Raw genomic sequence first — 19,918 nt, forward strand, 5'->3', positions numbered from 1 at the left:
TAGCCTGAATTCGACGGCGCCGGAACGGTCACACTGCGGGAATTCCAGAACTTTTCGCCTCATTCGCCATTGCGGAAATCCGCGGCAGGGCCGAGTGCGGTTTCGGCGCGAGGGGGCTTTGGTGAAGGGCTTTTCGCTGACCTACGACGGATTCGACCCTCCCGGAGAAGGTTTGCGGGAGGCGTTGACCTCCACCGGCAACGGCTACCTGTGTACGCGCGGTGCCGCCGAGTGGGAGGACGCCGACGGCGTGCACTACCCCGCTACGTACGCCCATGGTGGTTACAACCGCGAAACGACAATCATGGGTGGGTTGCCGGTTCTCAACGAGGACCTGGTAAATCTGCCCAACTGGCTCGTGCTCAAGCTGCGCATCGAGGGCGGCGATGCCATCAGGCTGGCCGACGTCGAGCTGATCAACTATCGGCACGAACTCGACATTCGCCACACCATGGTCATCCGTGAGTTGCGGTTCCGCGACCATGACGGCCGGGTGACGAGCCTGCGCAGCCGGCGGTTCGTCAGCATGGCCGACGTTCACCACGCGGGCATCGAGTGGACGCTCACGCCGGAGAACTGGTCCGGCCGGGTCGAGGTCGTCTCGGCCCTCGACGGACGCGTGACCAACCATGGTGTGGCCCGCTACCAACAACTCGAGGGCCGCCACCTCGACCCCGTGTCGCCACGTACGTTCGGGCCTGAGGTGATCGCGCTGAAGGTCCAGACGCGCCAGTCGAACCTGTACGTCAGTGAGGGCGCGCGGACACGGGTCTTCGACGACAGCGGCGAGCCGATCAGCGTCGAGCGGAGCCTTTACCAGATGGAGGACTACATCCAGCAGGTGCTGGGCTTCGATGTCCAGCAGGGTTCGCCGACGCGGCTCGAGAAGATGGTGACCTTCTTCAACTCCCGCGACCCCGCGACCAGTGACACGCTCGAACGCGCGGGAACCTCGGCCCGGCGCTACAAGGACTTCGGCGAGGCGTTGGAACGCCACACCTCGGCGGTAACCGAGCTGTGGTGTGCCTGCGACCTCGACGTGCCGGGTGACGATCGGGTGCAGTTCCTGCTGCGGCTGCACATCGGGCATGTCTTCCAGGTCTGCTCCCATCACACCGCCGACCTGGACGCCGGCGTGCCGGCCCGTGGGCTCAACGGCGAGGCGTACCGCGGACACGTGTTCTGGGACGAGCTGTATGTCTATCCGTTCCTGAACTACCGGATGCCCGAGGTCACCCGGTCGCTGCTGATGTACCGCTACCGGCGCCTGGGCGAGGCCCAGGCCGCCGCGCGGGAGTCCGGGCTGCGGGGTGCGATGTATCCGTGGCAGAGCGGGAGCGACGGCAAGGAGGAGACGCAGCGGATCCACCTCAATCCGCTGTCGGGACGATGGGAGCCCGATCTCAGCCACAACCAGCGCCACGTCAACGCCGCGATCTTCTACAACGTATGGCACTACTTCCTGGCCACGGGCGATCGGGCGTTCCTCGGCGACTACGGCGCGGAGATGATGCTGGAGATCGCGCGGTTCTGGGCATCGATGGCGCAGTTCAACCCTGAACGTGGACGCTATGAGATCCACGGGGTGATGGGTCCTGACGAGTTCCATGAGAAGTATCCCGGTGCCCACGAAGGTGGTCTGCGCAACAACGCCTACACCAACGTGATGGTGGCGTGGCTGTGTCGGCTGGCCCAGGAGGTGCTCTCTCTCCTTCCCGCGAGTCGGGTCGACGCGCTCCGCGGTCGACTCGGGATTCGCGACGAGGAGCTCAGCAGGTGGGAGGACATGAGTCGGCGGATGTTCGTACCGTTCCACGATGACGGGATCATCAGCCAGTTCGAAGGATATGAGCACCTGGAGGAACTCGACTGGGACGCCTATCGCGCGAAGTACACCAACATCCAACGGATGGACCGGATCCTGCGTGCCGAGGGCGATGACCCGAACCGCTACAAGGTAGCGAAGCAGGCCGACACGGTGATGCTCTTCTTCCTCTTCTCCGCTGAGGAGTTGAAGGCGATCTTCGACCGACTCGGATATCCGTACGCCGAGGAGACCGCGCACCGGAACATCGTCTACTACGACCAGCGCACGTCGCACGGTTCCACGCTCAGTTACGTCACGCACGCGGGTGTCCTGGCCGAGTACGACCCGGTGAGTTCGTGGGAGCGGTTCCGGGTGGCGCTGGAAAGTGACGTCTGCGATGTCCAGGGTGGCACCACCCAGGAGGGCATCCACATGGGTGTCATGTCCGGCACGCTCGACCTCGTCCAGCGGGGGTACGCGGGGACCCAGATCCGCAACGGCGTTCTGTACTTCGCTCCACGGCTTCCTCGGCAGCTGGAACGGTTGCGGTTCTCGATGCAGTTCCGGGGGACCCCGCTCAGGGTGGAGTTCGCCGAGGGTCACCTCACGCTGTCGGTCCATTCCGAGGGCGTCAGCAGGCCGATCAGGGTCGGCGTCGGTGACGTGATCCACGAGCTCTGTCCCGGGGACCAGCGCACGTTCGCGCTCTCCACCGACAACGATCTCGTGCACGACGTCTGAGGACCGCAGCAGGACCAAAGGGGGAAGCAGACATGGCGAAACGCTTCGAGGGAGGGATCTTCGACGTCGACGGCGTTCTTGTCGACTCGCCGCACGAGAAGTCGTGGCGTGAGTCGCTGCGCGAGCTGATGGAATCGGAGTGGCGCGACATCCGCGACCAGACCACCTGGTCGCCGGACGCGTTCACCTCCCAGGTCTACCAGCAGGAGTTGTCGGGCAAGCCCCGCATGGCCGGTGCGCACGCGGCACTCACCTACTTCCACGTGCCGGACGAGGAGGGCAAACGGCTCGAGGAGTACGCACAACGCAAGCAGGACACGCTGATCCGGCTCATCGACGCCGGCGACTTCCACGCCTACCCGGACGCTCTGCGATACATCATCGCGGTGAAGGACGCGGGCATCGGCACCGTGGCCGCCTCTTCTTCGAAGAACGCCAACCTCTTCCTCAGGCAGATCCGACTGGACACCTTCGCTGCTGAGCAGGGAATCTCCTCGCCGTCGGTCCACCCTGGCCTCACCCTGCTGGACTACTTCGACGCCAACGTGTCGGGTCGAGACTTCACGCACGGCAAGCCGCACCCGGAGATGTTCCTCGCCGCGGCCCACGAACTCGGCGTGGCGCCGGAGAACGCGGTCGTGATGGAGGATGCCGCGGCGGGGGTCGAGGCCGCGAAGGCCGGCGGGATGGCCGCGATCGGGATCGCCCGCGCAGACGACGTCGAACTGCTGGAGAAGGCCCACGCCGACCTCGTGGTGACCTCACTCGACGAGGTCGATGTCACCGCACTGGCCCAGGGGCGCCTGGAAGTGCGGCGCGGCTAGGGATTCGTGTCGCCGAGGCGTACGACGCCCTGGGTACGTGCCATATGCCGGCCCGGTCACACCGCTGTGGCGGCCTCGGCCCCTGGTCGGGCTAACGTTCGGCGTATGCGTCCACGCGTGCCGACGGCGCGGGAGTTGGCCGGCTACTTCCTGACCGCCCAACACCCGTTGACCCGCTTGTGGGTCGATGACGGCGTGCGGATGGAGCTGCTGACCGCGCAGCGGGTCGACGACGTGGCCCTGGCAACGGACCTGGAGTTCGCAGCACAACGGGCGCGGCGGTTCGCGCCCGCTCAACCTCCCGAGACACTCCTCAACCGATGGGTGAGCGCTGGCGAGGATCTCTTCGCGATGGCGAGCATGAGGTACGAGGGCGGCGACCCGACCAGGCCGTTCGTGGACGCGACGGTGACGAGTCGACCGGGAAGGGCCGATGACCTGCCGGCGTTGGCCCGGGCATGCGCGCAGCCCTTCGCGCCGCTGCGACCGCGCTATCTGCGGCTGTGGAGTGCCGAGCCGGCCGACTACTTCCCGGGAACTGCGCGGGACCGGCGGTCTGTCGCCGCGCCGGTGCGGGACCTCCGCGTCGGGACGGGCCGGGTGGTACCAGACGAGCTGGCCCTCACACCGGCCTCGTCCCTGGCGTACTACGACGAGGCCCGGGTGGCGTACGACGACGTGGACTCCGAGCACCACGCGCATGCGCACCAGGCGGTGCTCTCGGACCGCGACGATCTCGAGGAGTACTTCGCGGCCGGCACGTTGTTCGACGTCACGGTCGGGGGTGAGTGGGCCGGCTACGTCGCGGTGAGCACCGAGGGGGAAACGCTCGGCATGCCGGCGTACGTCGTCAAGGAACTCGTCCTCGCGACGAGGTTCCGCGGGCGCGGCTACGGAGCACACCTCGCCACGTTGCTCGCCCGTGCCGTGCCGGACGAGACCCGCGTCCTGATCGGCAGGATCCACGCCGACAATCGCGGCGCCCGGCAAGCCGCCGAACGGGCTGGCCGCGTCGACGTCGGAGGATGGCTCCAGGTGCCCTACCTGTTCCATGATCATGAAGGAAAGGCGGCGTATACGCCCCAAGAACCTTCATGATCACGATCATGATCACGGGGTGCTCATTGACCGTCGGATCAGTTCAGCATGGCCAGATCGCGATGCCGCCCCACCGCAGGTGAGAGCCGGATGTGCTCGACGCGAGGGGGTGCCAGCGTGCGATGGTGCACAGGTCCGGCAGGAAGCGTGGAAACACGCTGGGCAGCTGGATCGGTCCCCTCCGGATGAGAGAGCGCCTCAGACTCCATGCCCGGCGCCAGGTCCGTACCGGGCGGCACGTCCATGCCCGGAGCGGCCCGCATACCCGTGTCGGTCGTCGCGGCCGGACGACCGCGACGCAAGCGCAGTGCGGTCACGAGTGTCGCACTCGCCCCGAAGAGCCCCGCGGAGTTGACGATCAACAGCGCAGGGTCGATCCGGAGCAGGCCGTAGGCCAACCAGATCACGCTGCCGGTCAGGGATGCCGCCAGGAAGGTGACGGAGACCTCGCGCGCGGAACCCGCGCGCCGCAGCTTGCGGGTCTGGTCGAGGAGGGCGAGCGCCTGAGCCAGTCCGACGGACGTCGCGACGGCGGTCAGGACACCAACGATCATGAGCGTTGCCTTCGTGGTCGTGGAGGGGGCCCCGGTTTTGTGACTTAGGTCCTTCGGTCGGTGCGGACATTCGCGCCGCATCACAAGAGTTCAGCCCGAAGGCGCTTCGTCGGATCGCAGATTCGCACCAGATGCATGAGGGCGTACGCGCGGCAGAGCACCGGCAACGTGCAGCGACCTCACCTGAACAGGTGAGTGGTTCACGTCGGGACGGCGGCGAGGCGTCGGCCTTGTGGCGATTCAGCCTTTACGCGTGTTCCAGGACCACCCTGGTCAGCTGCACCCGCGAGTTGACCCGGAGCTTGCCGAAGATCGACCGCAGGTGCGTGCCGACGGTGTTCGGCGAGAGGAAGAGCGCCTGGGCGACCGCACGGTTCGTACGCCCCTCGGCGATGAGCACGGCGACCCGGCGTTCGGTCTCGGTCAGCGCCGGCCAGCCCGACCGCGGCCGGGACGCCGTGGTGAGCCAACGCCGCCGCCGTACGCCCGCGGTCTGAAGGCGGCGCTGGACCCGGCGGGCCTCACCGGTCGCGCCGAGACCGACGAAGGTGTCCCAGGCGAGATCGAGTTGCTCGACCGCCACGTCCCGGTGGCCGTGCGCGAGCAGGACCCGGCCGTGGTCCTCGACGGCCATGGCGCGACTCAAGGGACGCGGGCTGTCGCGCAGAAGCGTGGCGGCCCGGTCGAGGAGCTCCACGTCGTCGGCGACCAGACCCCGCGCGTGCGCCGCGGCTCCCTGGATGGTGGGCACCTCCGGGTTGCGCTCGGCGTACAGCTCGGCCAACCGAGCGGCCCGCCGGGCGAGTTCGGGATCGTCGGCGTTCCTCGCGATCCGGACGATGATGGGCAGTTCCGCGTGATACCCGCTGTAGGTGTGACGGGTCAGTGCCGCCGGCGAGTCCGCCGCGGCGGCGAGCAGGTGGGCGGCACCCGCCGGGTTTCCCGAGGCGTCGAGAAAGAGCGCCTCGGCAAGTGCGCCCTGCGCCGAACCCAACCGGACCTCCGACCTCCGCCACCGTCTGACCTCGTGCAGATGGCGGTCGGCCTGACGATGATCGCCACGCAGCAGCGCGATGCGGGCGAGCAGGGAGTACGCCTGTACGCGATAGCTGTACTCCTGCAGGTCCTCGGCCAGTCCCACGATGGTGAGCGCTCCGGCTTCGGCCTCGTCCAGCCGCCCCGCCGCGAGGTCAAGTGCGGCCTGCCACCAGCCGAAGGCCGGCACCTCCCAGGCCCCTCCGTGCTCCTCGGCCTGGCGACGCGCGTCGGCGAGGCCCCACCGCGCTTCTTCGTACCGGTCGAGGTGTCCCAGCGCCACCAGCTCCCCTGCCTGGGAAAGACCGCCGAGTAACGCCCGAACCTGCTGAAAGTGGTCCAGCGCCGCGGCGAACCGTCCATCGGTGGTCGCGGCATGTCCGAGTGCGCGCAGGGCGGTCGCCCGAGCGTCGCGGTGCCCGAGCTGTTCGGCTTCCATGAGGGCGGCGCTGCCGGCTTCCCTGGCAGTCTCGGGATCGTCGCCGCGCGCCAGTGCGAGGGCGCGCTGGGCCAGCAGCAGCGCGTGCACCGGCGCCGACACCCCGTCGAGGCGAAGTGCCGCGTCGACGCGGGCGAGAAGTTCCTCGTCGACGCCGAGATCCCACAGTGGCCGGGCGAGTTGGGACTGGATACGTGCGGCCGTCTCGTTGTCCGGGGCGGAGTGGAGCAGCTCGTCAGCGGCGGAGATCGCATCCTGCACCCGCCGCGCGTGGACGAAGACGTCCACGACATCCTGGCCCACCTCCAGCTTCAGCGGATCCCGCGGATTGAGGAGTTTGTACGCACGGGTGATCAGGTTGACGGCGGTCGTGGGCGTCCGCGGCACGACGTCGGCCGCGGCATGCCTGAGCACCCCGGCCGCCTGCCGATCTCCCGCCGTTGCGCCCACCATGAGATGGTGCGCGGCCTCGACGGCAGAGCGTCCCGTCGCCAGCAGGTGCTCGGCCGCCGACCGGTGAAGGACACGGCGTGCCGACGGCGCCAGGTCCTCATAGGCCGCCTCGCGGATCAGGTCGTGGCGGAACGCCACCTGGTGTCCGTCGTCGAGCAGGAGTCCGTCTCGTACCGAATCCTCGAGCTTGGGCAGGAGCGTGGTGGTCGGCTCGCGGAGCAGTGCGGCGGCATCCTCGACGTTGAACGTGTCGCCAAGGACCGCGCCCACACGGAGCAGCTCCCATGCGCCCGTACGCGATCCGTGCATCCGTCCCCGGAGCGCGTGACGGAGGCGGGTCGGCACCTTCTGACCGGTGGGCGCGAGATCCTCCCCATCGACCAGGGCCTCGTTCACCAGGCCTTCGACCAGCTCCACGGCCAGGAAGGGATTGCCGCCGGCTCCCTCGAGCAGGCGCGTCAGCCGCGGCCCAGGGTGCCGGTCGAGCCGGTCCTCGGCGAGAGCCAGCATCGCCTCGCGGGACAGCGGTCCGAGCTCGATGTGGCGTACGGGCACGTCGCGGCCCACTGCCGCGGCCAGCTCGCTCACTCCCGGACTGTCCGGACGAACAGTGAGGAGCCAGACGATCGGCGAGGTGGCCACGCGGCGCGGAAGGAGCCGCAGGGCGAAGAGCGTCAACGGATCCGCCCACTGCACGTCGTCGACCGCGACGAGGAGCGGAGCGTCCTGGGAACGGTCCTCGAGGGTCGCCGCGAGCCGATCCACCAGCCACAGCTGCTGGTCGAACAGGGGGCCCAGGGCGGCGAAGTCGTCCGCCGAGAGCAGCGGCGCGCGGCAGGACCGCAGCGCGAGCAGCAAGGGCGCCATCGGCGAGATCTGGTCCAGTTCCTCGGCCTTCCCCGCTCCCACCACATATCCGGTGCGCTCAGCCTGGGCCACCATCGACTCCAGCAGGGCGGTCTTGCCCATGCCCGGCTCGCCACTGACGACGACGACCGTGCACTGTCGCGCCGCGGCAGCGTCGGCGAGTACCTGGTGAGCCGTGCCCACTTCTGCTGAACGTCCTCGCAGAAGGGTTCGGATCATGAGTGTTCCCCGTACGGATCGAAGCTGGGCCGGAGTCGGATCGCAGGTGGGTCGAAGACCGATCGTGGAGCGTGGCGTACCACCTGCCACCAGCGTTGCACGCGCCCCAAAATGTGTGCGCCGTGCGTGACTGCTGTCCCGGTGATGTATCGGCCGAGTTGGCCGATTTGGACTGGAGAAGCAGGATCTCGGGGTCCCCGGCTGAACTGTCCTTGACAGGCGGCTCCCCAGGCAGTGTCGTACCGCGCACGAACTGGTGGACTCATGCCCTGAGGAGGCACCGTGTTCCAGAACGCGTTCACTCGTCGCAATCTGCTCGGCCTCGCACTGATGTCAACGGGCGCGGTCGCGACCGCCTGCTCAGGAGACGGCTCCAACCGGGCACCGTCGGACGCCGCGCCGAGCCGGAAGATGCCCGGTGAGTTCCGCGAGTCCCCGCTCCTGGCCCAGCAGGTGAAGTCGGGTGAGTTGCCCGCGCTGAAGGAGCGGCTGCCGAAGAAGCCGTACGTCGTGAATCCCGGCATTCTGGTGGACGACAAGTTCACGCGGATGCAGCCCGGAAAGTTCGGCGGGACCTTCCAGCTGGCCCAGGAGTCGCCGGCGGGCGATCCGATCATCTTCATCGGGATCAACGAGCCGCTGATCTGGGCGCCCAGCGGTCTGGACTTCGACGAGAAGCCGGGGATCCACGGGAACGTCGTCGAGGAATGGGAGGCCAACACCGACGACTCGGTCTACACCTTCCACCTGCGGCAGGGGTTGCGCTGGTCCGACGGTGAGCCGGTCACCATGGACGACGTGAGGTTTGCCTTCGAGGACGTGCTCCACAACGAGGACATCACGCCGATCTTCCCCGACTACCTGCAGGCGGGTAAGCGCGCGGACGCCGCGCCGGCGAAGCTCGAGGTGATCGACGACTGGACGTTCAGCCTCACGTTCGACAAGAGCTACGGCACCTTCCCCATGCAGCTGGCGATCTTCGGCTGGCGAGGGTACGGCGACATCATCAAGCCGCGGCACTATCTCGAACAGTTCCACGTGAAGTACGCGTCGAAGGCGAAGCTGGCCGACCTGGTGAAGGAGGCCTCCCTTCCAGAGGGTGAATGGTTCAACCTGTTCAACGCCAAGCAGCTGACCAGCTGGCTGTGGAACGCCACGACCGAGCAGGGGCTCGGGCACCCGACACTGCTGCCGTGGGTGCTCAAGGAGGTCAACGGCGGGACCTTCAACTACGAGCGCAACCCGTACTACTTCAAGGTCGACTCCGAGGGCAACCAGCTGCCGTACATGGACGCCATCCGCTCGCAGGTCGTCCAGAACAAGGAAACCCTGACCTCGCGCGCCCTCTTCGGCGAGTTCGACTACCTCGGTGAGCGGGCGACCTTCCGCAAGCTCGAGCTGTTCGCCGAGAAGGCCGACAGCGGCGACATCAACATCCTCATCCCGAACCAGCACGTCATCCCGACGACGATCTTCCTGAACCTCACCCATCCCGACAAGGTGTGGCGACAGGTCACCGGTGACGTGCGCTTCCGGCGTGCGCTGAGCCTTGCCATGAACCGCGAGGAGCTGATCGAGAACTTCTACCTGGGCGAGTTCGCCAAGCTGCCGGAGGAGACCAACTCCGGAGAGTTCAACCCGGCCGAGGCGAATCGGCTGCTCGACGAGATGGGGTTGGACCAGAAGGACAGCGAGGGTTGGCGACTGGGTCCGGACGGCGAGCGGTTCCGCATCCCGTTCGAGGTGGCGGACCTGTCGGAGAACCACATACCGCTGGCCGAACTCGTGGCCGAGTACTGGAAGGAGGTCGGGGTCTACACCACACTCCGCAAGATCGACGCCACGGTGCTCGGTGAGCGGCAGGAGCTCAACGAGCTCAAGGCCACGGCCATCTGGGTGCACCATCCGATCTGGCGGTCGGCCGGGATGGACGACTACCTCCCCTTCAACAACTGGGGTCCACAGTGGCAGCTGTGGCACGCCACCAAGGGTGAGGAGGGCGAGGAGCCCCCTGCCGAGGTGCGCGAGTTGTTCGAGCTGCACACCGAGTTCACGTCGGCCCGGCTGGGCACGCCCGAGAGTGATGCGGCGATCGACGGCATCATCAGGAGCATTCGCGACAACGTGTGGATGCTGAACCCGTTCGAGCAGGCGGACTGGCCGACGTTCTTCACCAAGCGGGTCAAGAACGTCGCGACGGGCGTGAAGAGGGACGTCTACGGCATCATCGTGACCTACAGCATGGAGCAGTGGTACCTCGACGGGGAGTAGGCGTTGTCCGTGGAAGCCACCGCGTCAGACGTCATCCGGGCCGAGAACGCCAAGCCTGGCACGACCGACTGGATCCTCACGAAGGTCACCCGCGACGCCGACGAACCCTACGCTGCCGGCTGGCGTGTCCGGACCGGAATCCAGGGGTACGTCTCGCGCCCCAGCGTCCGGCCGGGGCAGACATTGACGATCCACGTGAGTGCCGACCCCGAGGACCGTTTCCAGCTCGACATCTTCCGCATGGGTTACTACGGCGGCACCGGTGGGCGGCTCGTCAGGAGGTTGAGCCCTCTCGACCTCGGGCACCGCATCGCCACACCGCAGCCGACGCCCGCCGACGGTGCGAACCACCTCGTCGAGTGCCGGTGGGAGGAGACCGTCCGCCTGGAGATTCCGTCCGACTGGGTGAGTGGTGTCTACCTCGGCAAGTTGAGCACCTGGCGAAACTCCGAGTCCGAGGCGTACATCATCTTCGTGGTGCGTGACGACCGTCCGGCGGACGTGATGTTCCAGGTCTCCGACTTCACCTGGACCGCCTACAACCGTTGGCCGCAGTGGCGATCGTTGTACGACACGCCGACCAGCCCGTGGGACCCCGGGAGCGAGGAGGCCTATGACGCCGGCTTCTTCCGGCCGTACGCGGTGTACTGGAACGGCATCCCGGCCGGGTTCGAACCGTTGACCAACGGGTCGGGGGAGTTCCTGATGACGGAGTTCCCACTGGCGTACTGGCTGGAGAAGGAAGGCTACGACCTCACCTACGTCTCCAACCTCGACACCCACGAGGACGGCGCGGGACTGCTGCGGAGCAAGGCGTTCCTCTCGGTGGGCCACGACGAGTACTGGACGCGGGAGATGTTCGGCAACGTCACCGCGGCGAGGGACGCCGGTGTCGGTCTCGCGTTCCTGTCCGGCAACTCGGTCTCAGGTCGGATCGAGCTGCTGCCCGGTGCCGATGGCCGTTCCCCTCGTGGAATGACGTTGGTCGACCGCGGATTCGACGAGGCCGAGCTGATGGGGTCGACGTCGCGCGGTGTCGGGCTGGCCGACTGGACCTGTGTCGCCCCGGACCACTGGGTGTTCGACGGTACGGGGATGAAGCACGGCGACAGCATTCCCCACCTCGTGGGATGGGAGTACCACGGTCATCCGGTCGCCACGGGACACGACTCGCTTGTCGTCCTCGCCGAGGGCCAGGTGACGAGCGACGTCGGGGAGCCGAGCGATCGCCGTTATGCCGCGACCCTCTACACCGCGGCGAAGGGCAACTACGTGTTCAATGCCGCGACGTGCTGGTGGTGCAAGGCGCTGTCGGCCCCGCCGGCGGCGTCGAGTCCGCCGTACCTCGATTTCGGCGACGGCGACGACCGGGTCCGGCAGATCACCAGGAACGTCCTCGACCGGATGATCCACGCCGAGATTCCGCGCTGAGGGGTCCGGTCATCGTGGTCCCGGAGTGAACGCCTCACCGGCGCAGGGCGACGTAGCCGTAGGCCGCGCCGAGAGCGAGGAGCGGTACGCCGAGCAGGAAGGGCGCGCGGAGTCCCAGCGCGTTCGCGGCGAGGCCACCAAGAAGGGCGCCGAGTGGCGAGGCGCTGAGGATGGCCGTCCGGTCCGCGCTGGTGACCCTGCCGAGGAGGTCGGAGGGGGTCAGTTTCTGTCGCAGCGTGGTCGTGACGACGTTCCAGACGCCGAACGCGAAGCTGCTCACGGAGAGCATCAGGACGGTCAGGACGGTGTGTGAGGTGAGTCCGAGTGCAACCTGTGCGGCGGCCGCGGAGACGAGCAGGCTGGCGAGCAGCACACCGGTCGAGCCGACGGTGCGGGAGATCCGCGCCGCGCTGAAACCGCCGGCGAGTCCGCCGACGGCGCCGATGCCGAGAAGGACACCGTAGGCGCTCGCGGGCAGGTGCAGGATGTCTCGCACGTACAAGACCATGAGGGCGAACCACGCGCTGTCGGTGAGCGCGAAGACGACGCTGAGGACGGTGACGGCTCGCAGTTTCCGGTGGCGGGCCAGCCAGCGTGCGCCGTCGGTGACGTCGCGCCAGAGCCGTCGCGGGCGAGCGCCGACGGATTCCACGGTGGCGTGGCGGAACACGCTCGGCAGGGAGAAGACGAGGGCCGCCGCAAGTGCCGCGGTGCCGGCGTTGACCGCGAACGGGATCGCCGCGACCAGCCCGAACAGGTAGCCGCCGAGCGGCGGTCCGATCAGCTCCGACCCGGCGGAGCCCGCCGTGACAAGTCGGGAGTTGGCCCGGTCCAGCTGCTGATGATCGACGAGCTTCGGCGTCATCGTCGTCACGGCGGTGCTGCCCAGCGTCCCGCACGTGCCGCAGGCGAAGGCGATCGACAACAGGAGCGGCAGGCTGGCCCGGTCCAGGGCGACCATGGCGGCAAGGATCGCCACCAGCAGGGCGTTGGCGACGCCGGCCCAGGCCGCGAGGCGCCGGGAGTCGACGCGGTCGACGATGGCACCGGCCGGGAGGCCGAACACCAGCCAGGGCAGCTCCACGGCCGCCGCCGCGGCCGCGACCATGGCGGGGCTCGAGGTGAGTGAGGCCGCCAGAAGTGGGAGGGCCGCACCGTGGATCCCACCTCCGAACTGCGACAGCGTCGACGCGGACCACAGCCGGCCGAACTGCTTCCCGAGCCCCCGCGATCCCATCCCCTGCCTCCCGGTAGCCGTTCTGTCGTGGCCGTTGTGTCGGCTCGCCACTTGCCTTGCTTGGCCGACACTGCTCGGCCGATACTGCGGAATATCGGAAGTAACGTACCTGGTGACTTCTGATATCGGAAGCGCCTGGGAGGCTAGAATCGCCAGCGGATCTCGAGGGGAGAGGTGGTCGATCGCAGGTGGCGCTGATCAGCGCGGACCAGGCGCACGCCGCCCTCGAGTCCTACGACGCGCATCTCACGGCCACCGGTCTCGCCGACCAGTCCCGCCGCGCCTACCGGTCCCGGGTCGCGGGCTACCTGTCCTGGCTGTCCGGCGGCGACGTCGGTGGTTCCGATCTCGGCGGCGGCGACCCCTTGGCCGACCGGCAGGCCCGCGACCGCGCCGTGCGGGAGTACCGCGCCTGGGTGACGAGCGAACGCCGCGCGCGCCCCTCCACTGTCAACGCGATGTTGACAGCGGTGGACCACTTCTACAGCCACCTGGGGCTCGGCCCGGCGGAGGTCGTGCGGGAGGAGCTGCCGGATCCCGCACCACGCATCCTGGACGAGGACCAGCAGCGCAGGTTCCTCGACGCCGTCGCCGAGCGGGAGTCCGTGCGCGACCGGGCCATCGCGTACGCCCTCTTCTACACCGGCGTACGCGTGGCCGAACTCGTCTCGCTCGACCTTCCCGACGTGGTGGTCGGCCGGCAGAAGTCCCGCCTCGTCGTCCGCGGCTCCGGTGGTAGCAGCCTTCGCGAGGTCCCGCTGCGGGCCGAGCCGGTCGAACTGCTGCGGGGATGGATCCGCGAACGGCGTACGTGGCGAGGTGCCGACGATCTCCAGGCGTTCTTCCTCAACCGTCGCGGCGGTCGGTTGACCTCCCGATCCGTCGACGATCTGGTCGTACGCCTCGGCCGCGAAGCGGGCATCGGCGGCGAGGCCGACGCGCCACCGGTCACGCCGCACGTCCTCCGGCACACGTTCGGGGCTCGGCTGCTCCGCGGCGGCGCCTCGCTCGTCGCCGTCGCCGAGTTGATGGGCCACAAGCGGCTCGACACGACGCGTCGCTACACCCCACCCGACGCCGCGGGCCGGGAGCACGCCATCGACCTGCTCCTGGCCGAGCGCTGAGCCGGTAACCCGCGCGCCGGCTTCGTGGCGGTCGCCGACCTGCTGGCTCCAACTACCCGCCGCTACGCGCCATGAGGCGCGCGCCGCAGGCGGAGATTGCGGGCGATCTGTGCGTCGATCTGCTCAGCACCGATCGTGGCGACCATCGACTCGACGGTCGTGGTGTCGTCCTCGGACCAGAACAGGCCGATGTCCTCGCGCTCGTCGTAGTGGAACCCCACCCGGTCGCCGAACCTCTCCCGGAGTGCGTTGCCCTCGCGCAGGGCGGGCGACCAGCCGAGGATGGCGTGGCTGAGGTCGAGCCGGTGGACCAGCACGGCGCCGTGGTCGTGGATCCGGGCGGCGACGAGACCGGTCGGTTCGTACACCGTGGCGTTGTCGCGCGGGGTGCTCGACACCACGAAGTACCGGTGCCGGGCCGCGTGCGCGGCCGTGCGGACCGTGGCGGGTGAGGCGCTGGGGAACGCGACGATCTCCGCCCCTGCCGCGCCGAGTGCGGCCCAGCCGTCGTCGTAGACCACGTCCCAGCAGATCTGGACGCCAAGTGTCCCGAAGTCGCACGCGAAGACCGGGAAGTCGGCGCCTGGTGTCACGCCGCCCTCGTTGTCGGGACAGCCGACGACACTGACTGGATGCGCCTTCCGGTAGATCCCCGCGACCTCGCCGCGCCGGTCGAGGAGCACGGCGGCATTGGCGTACGACGGACCGGCCGGGCCGTCCTCGGCGAGGTCCAGCGGGAGCAGGAGGTAGGTCCGGTGCCGACGGGCGAGGCCGCGGAGTCGGTCGACGGCGGGATCATCGAGCCGGACGGACCGGTCCGACGCCTGGTCGGCGTTCGGTGTGAGGACGGCCTCCGGGAGGACGGCGAGGTCGAGGCCGCGTTTCGGCCACGCCTCGACCGCGCGGGCGGCCATCTCGTCCACCAGCGCGGCAAGCTCCTCCGCCCGGCCGGCGAGGCCGGGATAGGGTGCCGCCGCTCCGAAGACGGTCGTTCCGACGACCACCTTGCGCGGAAGGTCGCCCGCCGTCGACCGGCGCCCGGCGCTCATGCGTCGGACCGTGCCGGCGTGTCGGCGTCCGCCGGTGCGAGGTCGGCCAGTCGCGCCGCCCGGTCGGGCAACCGCGGGAACGGCCGGGAGGGAAGGGACTGGTACCAGTACGCCACGCTGCAGTAGTCGTCGGAGAGGTCGAACATGCCGCGCGGGTCACCGTCGGGGGCCCCCGCCGCCCGGTAGCCGGTGAAGTCGTCCCCGAAGTGTTCCCTTGCCTTCTCGTAGTCTCCGTACCCGATCTGCTGGATCGTCACCGCGAGGCGCTGCCGGAAGTGGATCGGGTCGGCGACGTGCAGGCGGTAGATCGAGTAGAGACCGGTGTCGCCGTCGACCAGGGGTGCACCTTGGTATGGCGTGGAGACCCTCCCGAGGCCCCAGGCCGAGCCCATGTAGTCCTCGGCTCCGGTGCCGCAGATCGTGGGGTGCTCGCGGTCGTCGTCGAGGAAGAACTTCACCTCGCCCTCGCCCCACCAGCAGTCCCGGTAGATGCTGCGGACGCCGAGAACGGTGCCGAGGTAGACGCCGCGCCCCTCCACTCCGTCGAGGATCACGAAGTCCTGGTGCAGCGGGCACGGGTTGCTCCGCCTGAACTGCGCGTGGAACGCCCCCGCGGTCTCGTCCAGGTCGTCGCCGACGGTGAAGTCGATCTGGTAGAAGAACATCGGGACGTCGGAGCCGGAGTCGTTCTCCACCGTGATGCGCGCGTGCTCGCGGAACGGCATCGGGATCCAGCAGTTGAAGCCCTTGCCGCCCTGCATGGACAGCAGGGTCGAACCCATTTCGACCTGCCGGCCGTGTGCCACGCCGAAGAAGTCGCCGAGCGGCACCTCGACACTGGGGTGTGCCTGCCCGTCCCAGTACATCCGCAGGATCGTGTTGCGCAGGTGATCGACGTTGCCGGGTGGGATCGTGCACCAGATGTGGCGGACGACGCCCGGCCCGGTGTGGTCGAGCAGGGTCGCCGTCTCTCCCCGCGCCAGCGGGGACAGGCACGGTGACCCCTTCCGCCCGCCGCCCGCCTGGCCGCCGGCGCCCGGAGCGGCGGTCCGGTTCTCCGCCGTCGCCGCCCGGCTCCGCAGGTCCTTCAGTTCGTACAGCATGGACGGTTCCATGTCCCTTCGTGGCCGAGACTTCCCGGAGGAGAACGCTACGCGACGCTGCTGCGGTTCGGCGCGAATCTTGTCGCCGTAGTCTCGACTTCCAGCTCTTCACCGGATCCATCCGAAACTCGCAACCAGACAAGGCGGTTCACCCCTGATGAAGATCACCCGGGTCGAGACGTTCCTCGTACCACCGCGCTGGTTGTTCCTGCGGGTGGAGACCGACGACGGCGTCGTCGGATGGGGTGAGCCTGTCCTCGAAGGTCGGACCGAGACCGTACGCACGGCCGTGCACCAGCTGGCGGAGCTGCTGGTCGGTGCCGATCCGTTGCGTACGGAGGATCACTGGCAGGTCCTGTCGAAAGGCGGGTTCTATCGCGGTGGCCCGGTCCTGTCGAGTGCGGTCGCGGGGGTCGACCAGGCGCTGTGGGACATCGCCGGCAAGGTGCGTGGCGCGCCTGTTCACGAGCTGCTCGGTGGGCCGGTCCGCGACCGCGTACGCGTGTACGGCTGGATCGCCGGTGCAGACCCTGACGCGATCGCCGAACGTGCCGTGGCCGCTGCCGAGGCGGGACTCACGGCCGTCAAGATGCTCGGCGCACCACACACTCCCGGTGCGGTGGACACCCCGGGCCAGACCCGGCTCATCGTCGCGCGGGTCGCGGCCGTCCGCGAGGCGCTCGGCGACGACCGCGACCTGGCTGTCGACTTCCACGGCCGGTTCTCGCCGGCGATGGCGCGCAGGGTCCTCGCCCGCCTGGAGCCCTACGACCCGTTGTTCGTCGAGGAGCCGGTGCTGCCCGAGCACGGTCAGGTGCTGCCGCGGATCGTGGCGGGCACCGTCATCCCCCTCGCGACCGGCGAACGGCTGTTCTCCCGCGCGGAGTTCCTGCCGGTGCTCGAGGCCGGCGTCACCGTGGTGCAGCCCGATCTCTCACATGCGGGCGGCATCTCGGAGGTACGCCGCATCGCCAGTCTCGCGGAGATCTTCGGCGCTACGCTTGCCCCGCACTGTCCACTCGGACCGATCGCCCTGGCGTCCTCACTCCAGGTCGACTTCGCGACGCCGAACTTCCTGATCCAGGAACAGGCCCTCGGGATCGAACACGACGGCGGACGGGAGGCCCTGGCGGACTTCGTCGACTGCGAGGTCTTCCGGCTGGTCGACGGGCACATCCCCAGGCCGACCGCACCGGGGCTGGGCATCGAGGTGGACGAGGACGCCGTGCGCCGCGCGGACAGGGAGGGTCACAGGTACCGGATCGCTCCCTGGCGCCACCCGGACGGTTCGTTCGCCGAGCTCTGAGTCTCGTTGGCCGAGCGCTGGTCGGGCGGCGATCAGGATCCGGTGGGAACCCGGCTACGAGGGGTGGAGCCGCTGTTTCCCAGGGCGGCGAGCTGACGCTGGATGAACGCCTCCGCCCGATCCTGCTCGAGATCCGGGTCGCAGAACTCCTCGCGCAGGCGTTCGGTCAACGTACGCACCACATCCGGTACGTCCGTGGCGAGGTTCTGCAACTCGAACGGATCGTCGTCGAGGTCGAACAACTGGTGCGGTGCCCTGGCATTGTGGAGGAACTTCCAGCGCCCCTGACGGATCATGAAGGAGCTGCCCCGGGTGCCGTGGCCGTGGTACTCGGCGAAGACCGCCCGCTCCGGATCGTCCGGATGCACTTGCTGCAAGGGGGTTCCCGAGAGGTCCGGCGGTCGAGCTGCCCCGACCGAGGCGAAGGCGGCGGCGTTGAGGTCCAGCTGGGACACGGGAGTGCGCACGCGTACGCCCGACGGGAAACCGGGTCCGGCGACGACCAGTGGCACGCGTACGGAGTCGTCGTACATGCTGCACTTCCACCACATGCCGAACAGCCCGAGCATCTCGCCGTGGTCGGAGGTGAACGCCACGACGGTCCGGTCGAGCTGGCCGGTGCGTTCGAGTGTGTCGAGGAGAATCCCCAGCTGCCGGTCGACCCAGGTGACCCGTCCGTAGTAGGCGCGGCGGTGCGCCCGCGTCACCTCCTCGGTGAACACGTCCGTACCGAAGTGCTTCCGCAGGTCTTCGGCGTACGGATGCTGGGCGGACGCGGCCGTCACGTCGTACTCCGGCAGGTCGTCATGACCGGCGTAGAGATCCCACAGCTCCTGGGTGACGCGGTGCGGGAAGTGCGGCGCGATCAGGTTGACCTCCATCGTCCACGGCTTACCGAGGTCGGTGGACCGGTCGAGGAAGTCGAGCGCGTCTGCCATCCGTCGGCTGTCGGCGCGGAACGGGTCGTCGACGATGCCGACGCCACGCGCGCGCTGGCGTGCATCGCCCCGCAGGGCAAGGGGTTCGCGGCTGATCTCACCGTCGCCGTCGGCGCGGTAGTCGGCGCCGAGCATCTCGCTGAACCCGAGCTCGTGCGGCGGGCGGTAGGCGTCGACCTTGCCGGCGTGGACGGTGTGCACGCCGGCTTCATCGAGCAGTCGCCCGTAGGACGGGTAGTTGGGTCGGTCGATGACCATCGAGTTGTTGTAGGCCTGGATCTCGTGCACCGGCCGACCCGAGATGAACGACGACCGCGACGGACAGCACAGCGGAGACGGGCAGTAGGCGTTCTCGAAGACCACCCCACGCGCCGCCAGGCGATCCAGGTTCGGCGTCTGGACGAACGGATGCCCAGCGGTGGAAGCGATTCTGGGACCGTGCTCGTCGTCTTTGAGGATGAGCACGTTCGTTCCCGTCATGTGGTCAGGCACCTCCGCTGTGCCCACTGTGGGATGGGCTCACTGTTTGACGGCTCCCGCGACGCCCTCGACGAAGTAGCGCTGCAGGAAGAGGAACAGCACGATGATAGGCAGCAGGCTGATCGTGGCGGCGGCGGCCATGCCGCTCCAGTCGGTGAAGTACTCACCCTGGAAGGAATAGATTCCCACCGACAAGGTACGCAGCTCCGGCTGGTTGAGCGTGAGCACCAGGGGGAGCAGGAAGTCGTTCCACGAGTGCATGAACTGCAGGATGACCGCGGTCGCGACCACCGGCTTGGCCAGTGGAAGGTAGACCTGCCAGAAGATCCGGAAGAAACCGGCGCCGTCCATCATCGCGGCCTCCTCGAGCTCTTTCGGCAGCTGACTGAAGAAGCCGGCGAAGAGCAGCGTCGCGACCACGTGTGCCCCGCCCGCTTCGGCCAGCGTGATGCCCCAGAGCGAGTCCTGCAAACCTAGCTTGTTGATCAGGTCGAAGACCGGAATGATCGTGTAACCCTCTGGCAGGAAGATGGCGGCAGCGAGCAGGCCGATGACGACTCTCTTGCCAGGAAAGCGGTAGCGCCCCAGCACGTAGCCCATCATCGAGACGGCAAGCACGGAGATGATGATGGACATGACCGTCACGAAGACCGTGTTGAAGAAGTAGTCCCCGATGTGGGCGTCATTCCACGCACGGACGTAGTTGTCGAGCCGGATCGCCTTGGGAAACAGGCTCAGTCCGGCGAAGATCTCGGCGTTGGTCTTGATCGAGGAGGAAACCATCCACAGGAACGGATAGATCCAGACGAAGCAGACCGCGAACAGCACCGCGGAGATGAGGGTCGTGCGAAGCCAGGTGGTCATGCGCCCGCGGGTCCGCCTCGGGTGGCGCGGCGTGGTCGGCGCACGCTGGCCGGCCTGGCTGTCGAGGGTCACCATGTG

14 protein-coding genes are annotated in these 19,918 nt (G+C 68.3%); 7 read left to right on the forward strand and 7 right to left on the reverse strand.

Annotation, left to right across the window (positions count from 1 at the left end):
• The first annotated feature begins 121 nt into the window (after positions 1–121).
• From ABN034_RS26055 to ABN034_RS26065, 3 genes are all read left to right on the forward strand, one after another.
• Entirely contained in the window at positions 122–2,548 is a 2,427-nt protein-coding gene (locus ABN034_RS26055) for a glycoside hydrolase family 65 protein (RefSeq protein ID WP_349693604.1), read from the forward strand.
• A 32-nt stretch (positions 2,549–2,580) separates the two neighbouring features.
• Positions 2,581–3,372: an HAD family hydrolase gene (locus tag ABN034_RS26060; RefSeq protein WP_349693605.1), complete on the forward strand. Its 792-nt coding sequence runs from the start codon at positions 2,581–2,583 to the stop codon at positions 3,370–3,372.
• Between the two features lie 105 nt (positions 3,373–3,477).
• On the forward strand, positions 3,478–4,470 hold the full coding sequence (locus tag ABN034_RS26065) for a GNAT family N-acetyltransferase (RefSeq protein WP_349693606.1): 993 nt from the start codon (positions 3,478–3,480) through the stop codon (positions 4,468–4,470).
• Between the two features lie 38 nt (positions 4,471–4,508).
• Here ABN034_RS26065 and ABN034_RS26070 read toward each other — a convergent pair whose 3' ends face one another.
• Together ABN034_RS26070 and ABN034_RS26075 are read right to left on the reverse strand one after the other, a co-directional pair.
• Positions 4,509–5,024 carry a SemiSWEET family sugar transporter gene (locus ABN034_RS26070; RefSeq protein WP_349693607.1) on the reverse strand — a complete coding sequence of 172 codons (516 nt, stop codon included), beginning with the start codon at positions 5,022–5,024 and terminating at the stop codon, positions 4,509–4,511.
• A 247-nt stretch (positions 5,025–5,271) separates the two neighbouring features.
• Entirely contained in the window at positions 5,272–8,037 is a 2,766-nt protein-coding gene (locus ABN034_RS26075) for a helix-turn-helix transcriptional regulator (RefSeq protein WP_349693608.1), read from the reverse strand.
• A gap of 282 nt (positions 8,038–8,319) precedes the next feature.
• Here ABN034_RS26075 and ABN034_RS26080 point away from each other — a divergent pair, with 282 nt between their 5' ends.
• Positions 8,320–10,308 (forward strand): ABC transporter substrate-binding protein, encoded by a 1,989-nt coding sequence (locus ABN034_RS26080; RefSeq protein ID WP_349693609.1) that lies wholly within the window; start codon positions 8,320–8,322, stop codon positions 10,306–10,308.
• A 9-nt stretch (positions 10,309–10,317) separates the two neighbouring features.
• Entirely contained in the window at positions 10,318–11,739 is a 1,422-nt protein-coding gene (locus tag ABN034_RS26085) for a N,N-dimethylformamidase beta subunit family domain-containing protein (RefSeq protein ID WP_349693732.1), read from the forward strand.
• A 34-nt stretch (positions 11,740–11,773) separates the two neighbouring features.
• Here ABN034_RS26085 and ABN034_RS26090 read toward each other — a convergent pair whose 3' ends face one another.
• Positions 11,774–12,976 (reverse strand): MFS transporter, encoded by a 1,203-nt coding sequence (locus ABN034_RS26090; RefSeq protein WP_349693610.1) that lies wholly within the window; start codon positions 12,974–12,976, stop codon positions 11,774–11,776.
• 188 nt (positions 12,977–13,164) lie between these two features.
• Here ABN034_RS26090 and ABN034_RS26095 point away from each other — a divergent pair, with 188 nt between their 5' ends.
• Positions 13,165–14,100, forward strand: a complete 936-nt coding sequence (locus ABN034_RS26095) for a tyrosine-type recombinase/integrase (protein ID WP_349693611.1) — start codon at positions 13,165–13,167, stop codon at positions 14,098–14,100.
• Between the two features lie 62 nt (positions 14,101–14,162).
• Here the strand turns inward: ABN034_RS26095 and ABN034_RS26100 are convergent, their stop codons facing one another.
• Together ABN034_RS26100 and ABN034_RS26105 are read right to left on the reverse strand one after the other, a co-directional pair.
• Positions 14,163–15,149 (reverse strand): carbon-nitrogen hydrolase family protein, encoded by a 987-nt coding sequence (locus ABN034_RS26100; RefSeq protein WP_349693612.1) that lies wholly within the window; start codon positions 15,147–15,149, stop codon positions 14,163–14,165.
• Positions 15,146–16,252 (reverse strand): glycoside hydrolase family 172 protein, encoded by a 1,107-nt coding sequence (locus ABN034_RS26105; RefSeq protein ID WP_349693613.1) that lies wholly within the window; start codon positions 16,250–16,252, stop codon positions 15,146–15,148. Before ABN034_RS26105 ends, ABN034_RS26100 begins: the two co-directional genes overlap by 4 nt.
• Before the next feature lie 157 nt (positions 16,253–16,409).
• Between ABN034_RS26105 and dgoD the strand changes: the two genes are divergently transcribed.
• Positions 16,410–17,558 carry a galactonate dehydratase gene (gene dgoD, locus ABN034_RS26110; RefSeq protein ID WP_349693614.1) on the forward strand — a complete coding sequence of 383 codons (1,149 nt, stop codon included), beginning with the start codon at positions 16,410–16,412 and terminating at the stop codon, positions 17,556–17,558.
• Between the two features lie 32 nt (positions 17,559–17,590).
• On the opposite strand, the gene ABN034_RS26115 is transcribed toward dgoD, so the two are convergent.
• Both ABN034_RS26115 and ABN034_RS26120 read right to left on the reverse strand, forming a co-directional pair.
• Entirely contained in the window at positions 17,591–18,976 is a 1,386-nt protein-coding gene (locus ABN034_RS26115; RefSeq protein WP_349693615.1) for a sulfatase family protein, read from the reverse strand.
• A gap of 39 nt (positions 18,977–19,015) precedes the next feature.
• The gene (locus ABN034_RS26120; protein WP_349693616.1) at positions 19,016–19,915 is read right to left on the reverse strand and encodes a carbohydrate ABC transporter permease; all 900 of its coding nucleotides are present in this window, start codon (positions 19,913–19,915) and stop codon (positions 19,016–19,018) included.
• Positions 19,916–19,918: the final 3 nt, after the last annotated feature.

Origin of the sequence: Actinopolymorpha sp. B11F2 (assembly GCF_040195635.1) — a bacterium.
Classification (GTDB): domain Bacteria; phylum Actinomycetota; class Actinomycetes; order Propionibacteriales; family Actinopolymorphaceae; genus Thermasporomyces.

What these genes read in the sequence shown, in the direction of transcription:
- dgoD (WP_349693614.1), top strand. Translation starts at nt 16,410, where the DNA reads ATGAAGATCACCCGGGTCGAGACGTTCCTCGTACCACCGCGCTGGTTG.
- ABN034_RS26105 (WP_349693613.1), bottom strand. Translation starts at nt 16,252, where the DNA reads ATGCTGTACGAACTGAAGGACCTGCGGAGCCGGGCGGCGACGGCGGAG.
- ABN034_RS26065 (WP_349693606.1), top strand. Translation starts at nt 3,478, where the DNA reads ATGCGTCCACGCGTGCCGACGGCGCGGGAGTTGGCCGGCTACTTCCTG.
- ABN034_RS26100 (WP_349693612.1), bottom strand. Translation starts at nt 15,149, where the DNA reads ATGAGCGCCGGGCGCCGGTCGACGGCGGGCGACCTTCCGCGCAAGGTG.
- ABN034_RS26075 (WP_349693608.1), bottom strand. Translation starts at nt 8,037, where the DNA reads ATGATCCGAACCCTTCTGCGAGGACGTTCAGCAGAAGTGGGCACGGCT.
- ABN034_RS26070 (WP_349693607.1), bottom strand. Translation starts at nt 5,024, where the DNA reads ATGATCGTTGGTGTCCTGACCGCCGTCGCGACGTCCGTCGGACTGGCT.
- ABN034_RS26120 (WP_349693616.1), bottom strand. Translation starts at nt 19,915, where the DNA reads ATGGTGACCCTCGACAGCCAGGCCGGCCAGCGTGCGCCGACCACGCCG.
- ABN034_RS26115 (WP_349693615.1), bottom strand. Translation starts at nt 18,976, where the DNA reads ATGACGGGAACGAACGTGCTCATCCTCAAAGACGACGAGCACGGTCCC.
- ABN034_RS26060 (WP_349693605.1), top strand. Translation starts at nt 2,581, where the DNA reads ATGGCGAAACGCTTCGAGGGAGGGATCTTCGACGTCGACGGCGTTCTT.
- ABN034_RS26090 (WP_349693610.1), bottom strand. Translation starts at nt 12,976, where the DNA reads ATGGGATCGCGGGGGCTCGGGAAGCAGTTCGGCCGGCTGTGGTCCGCG.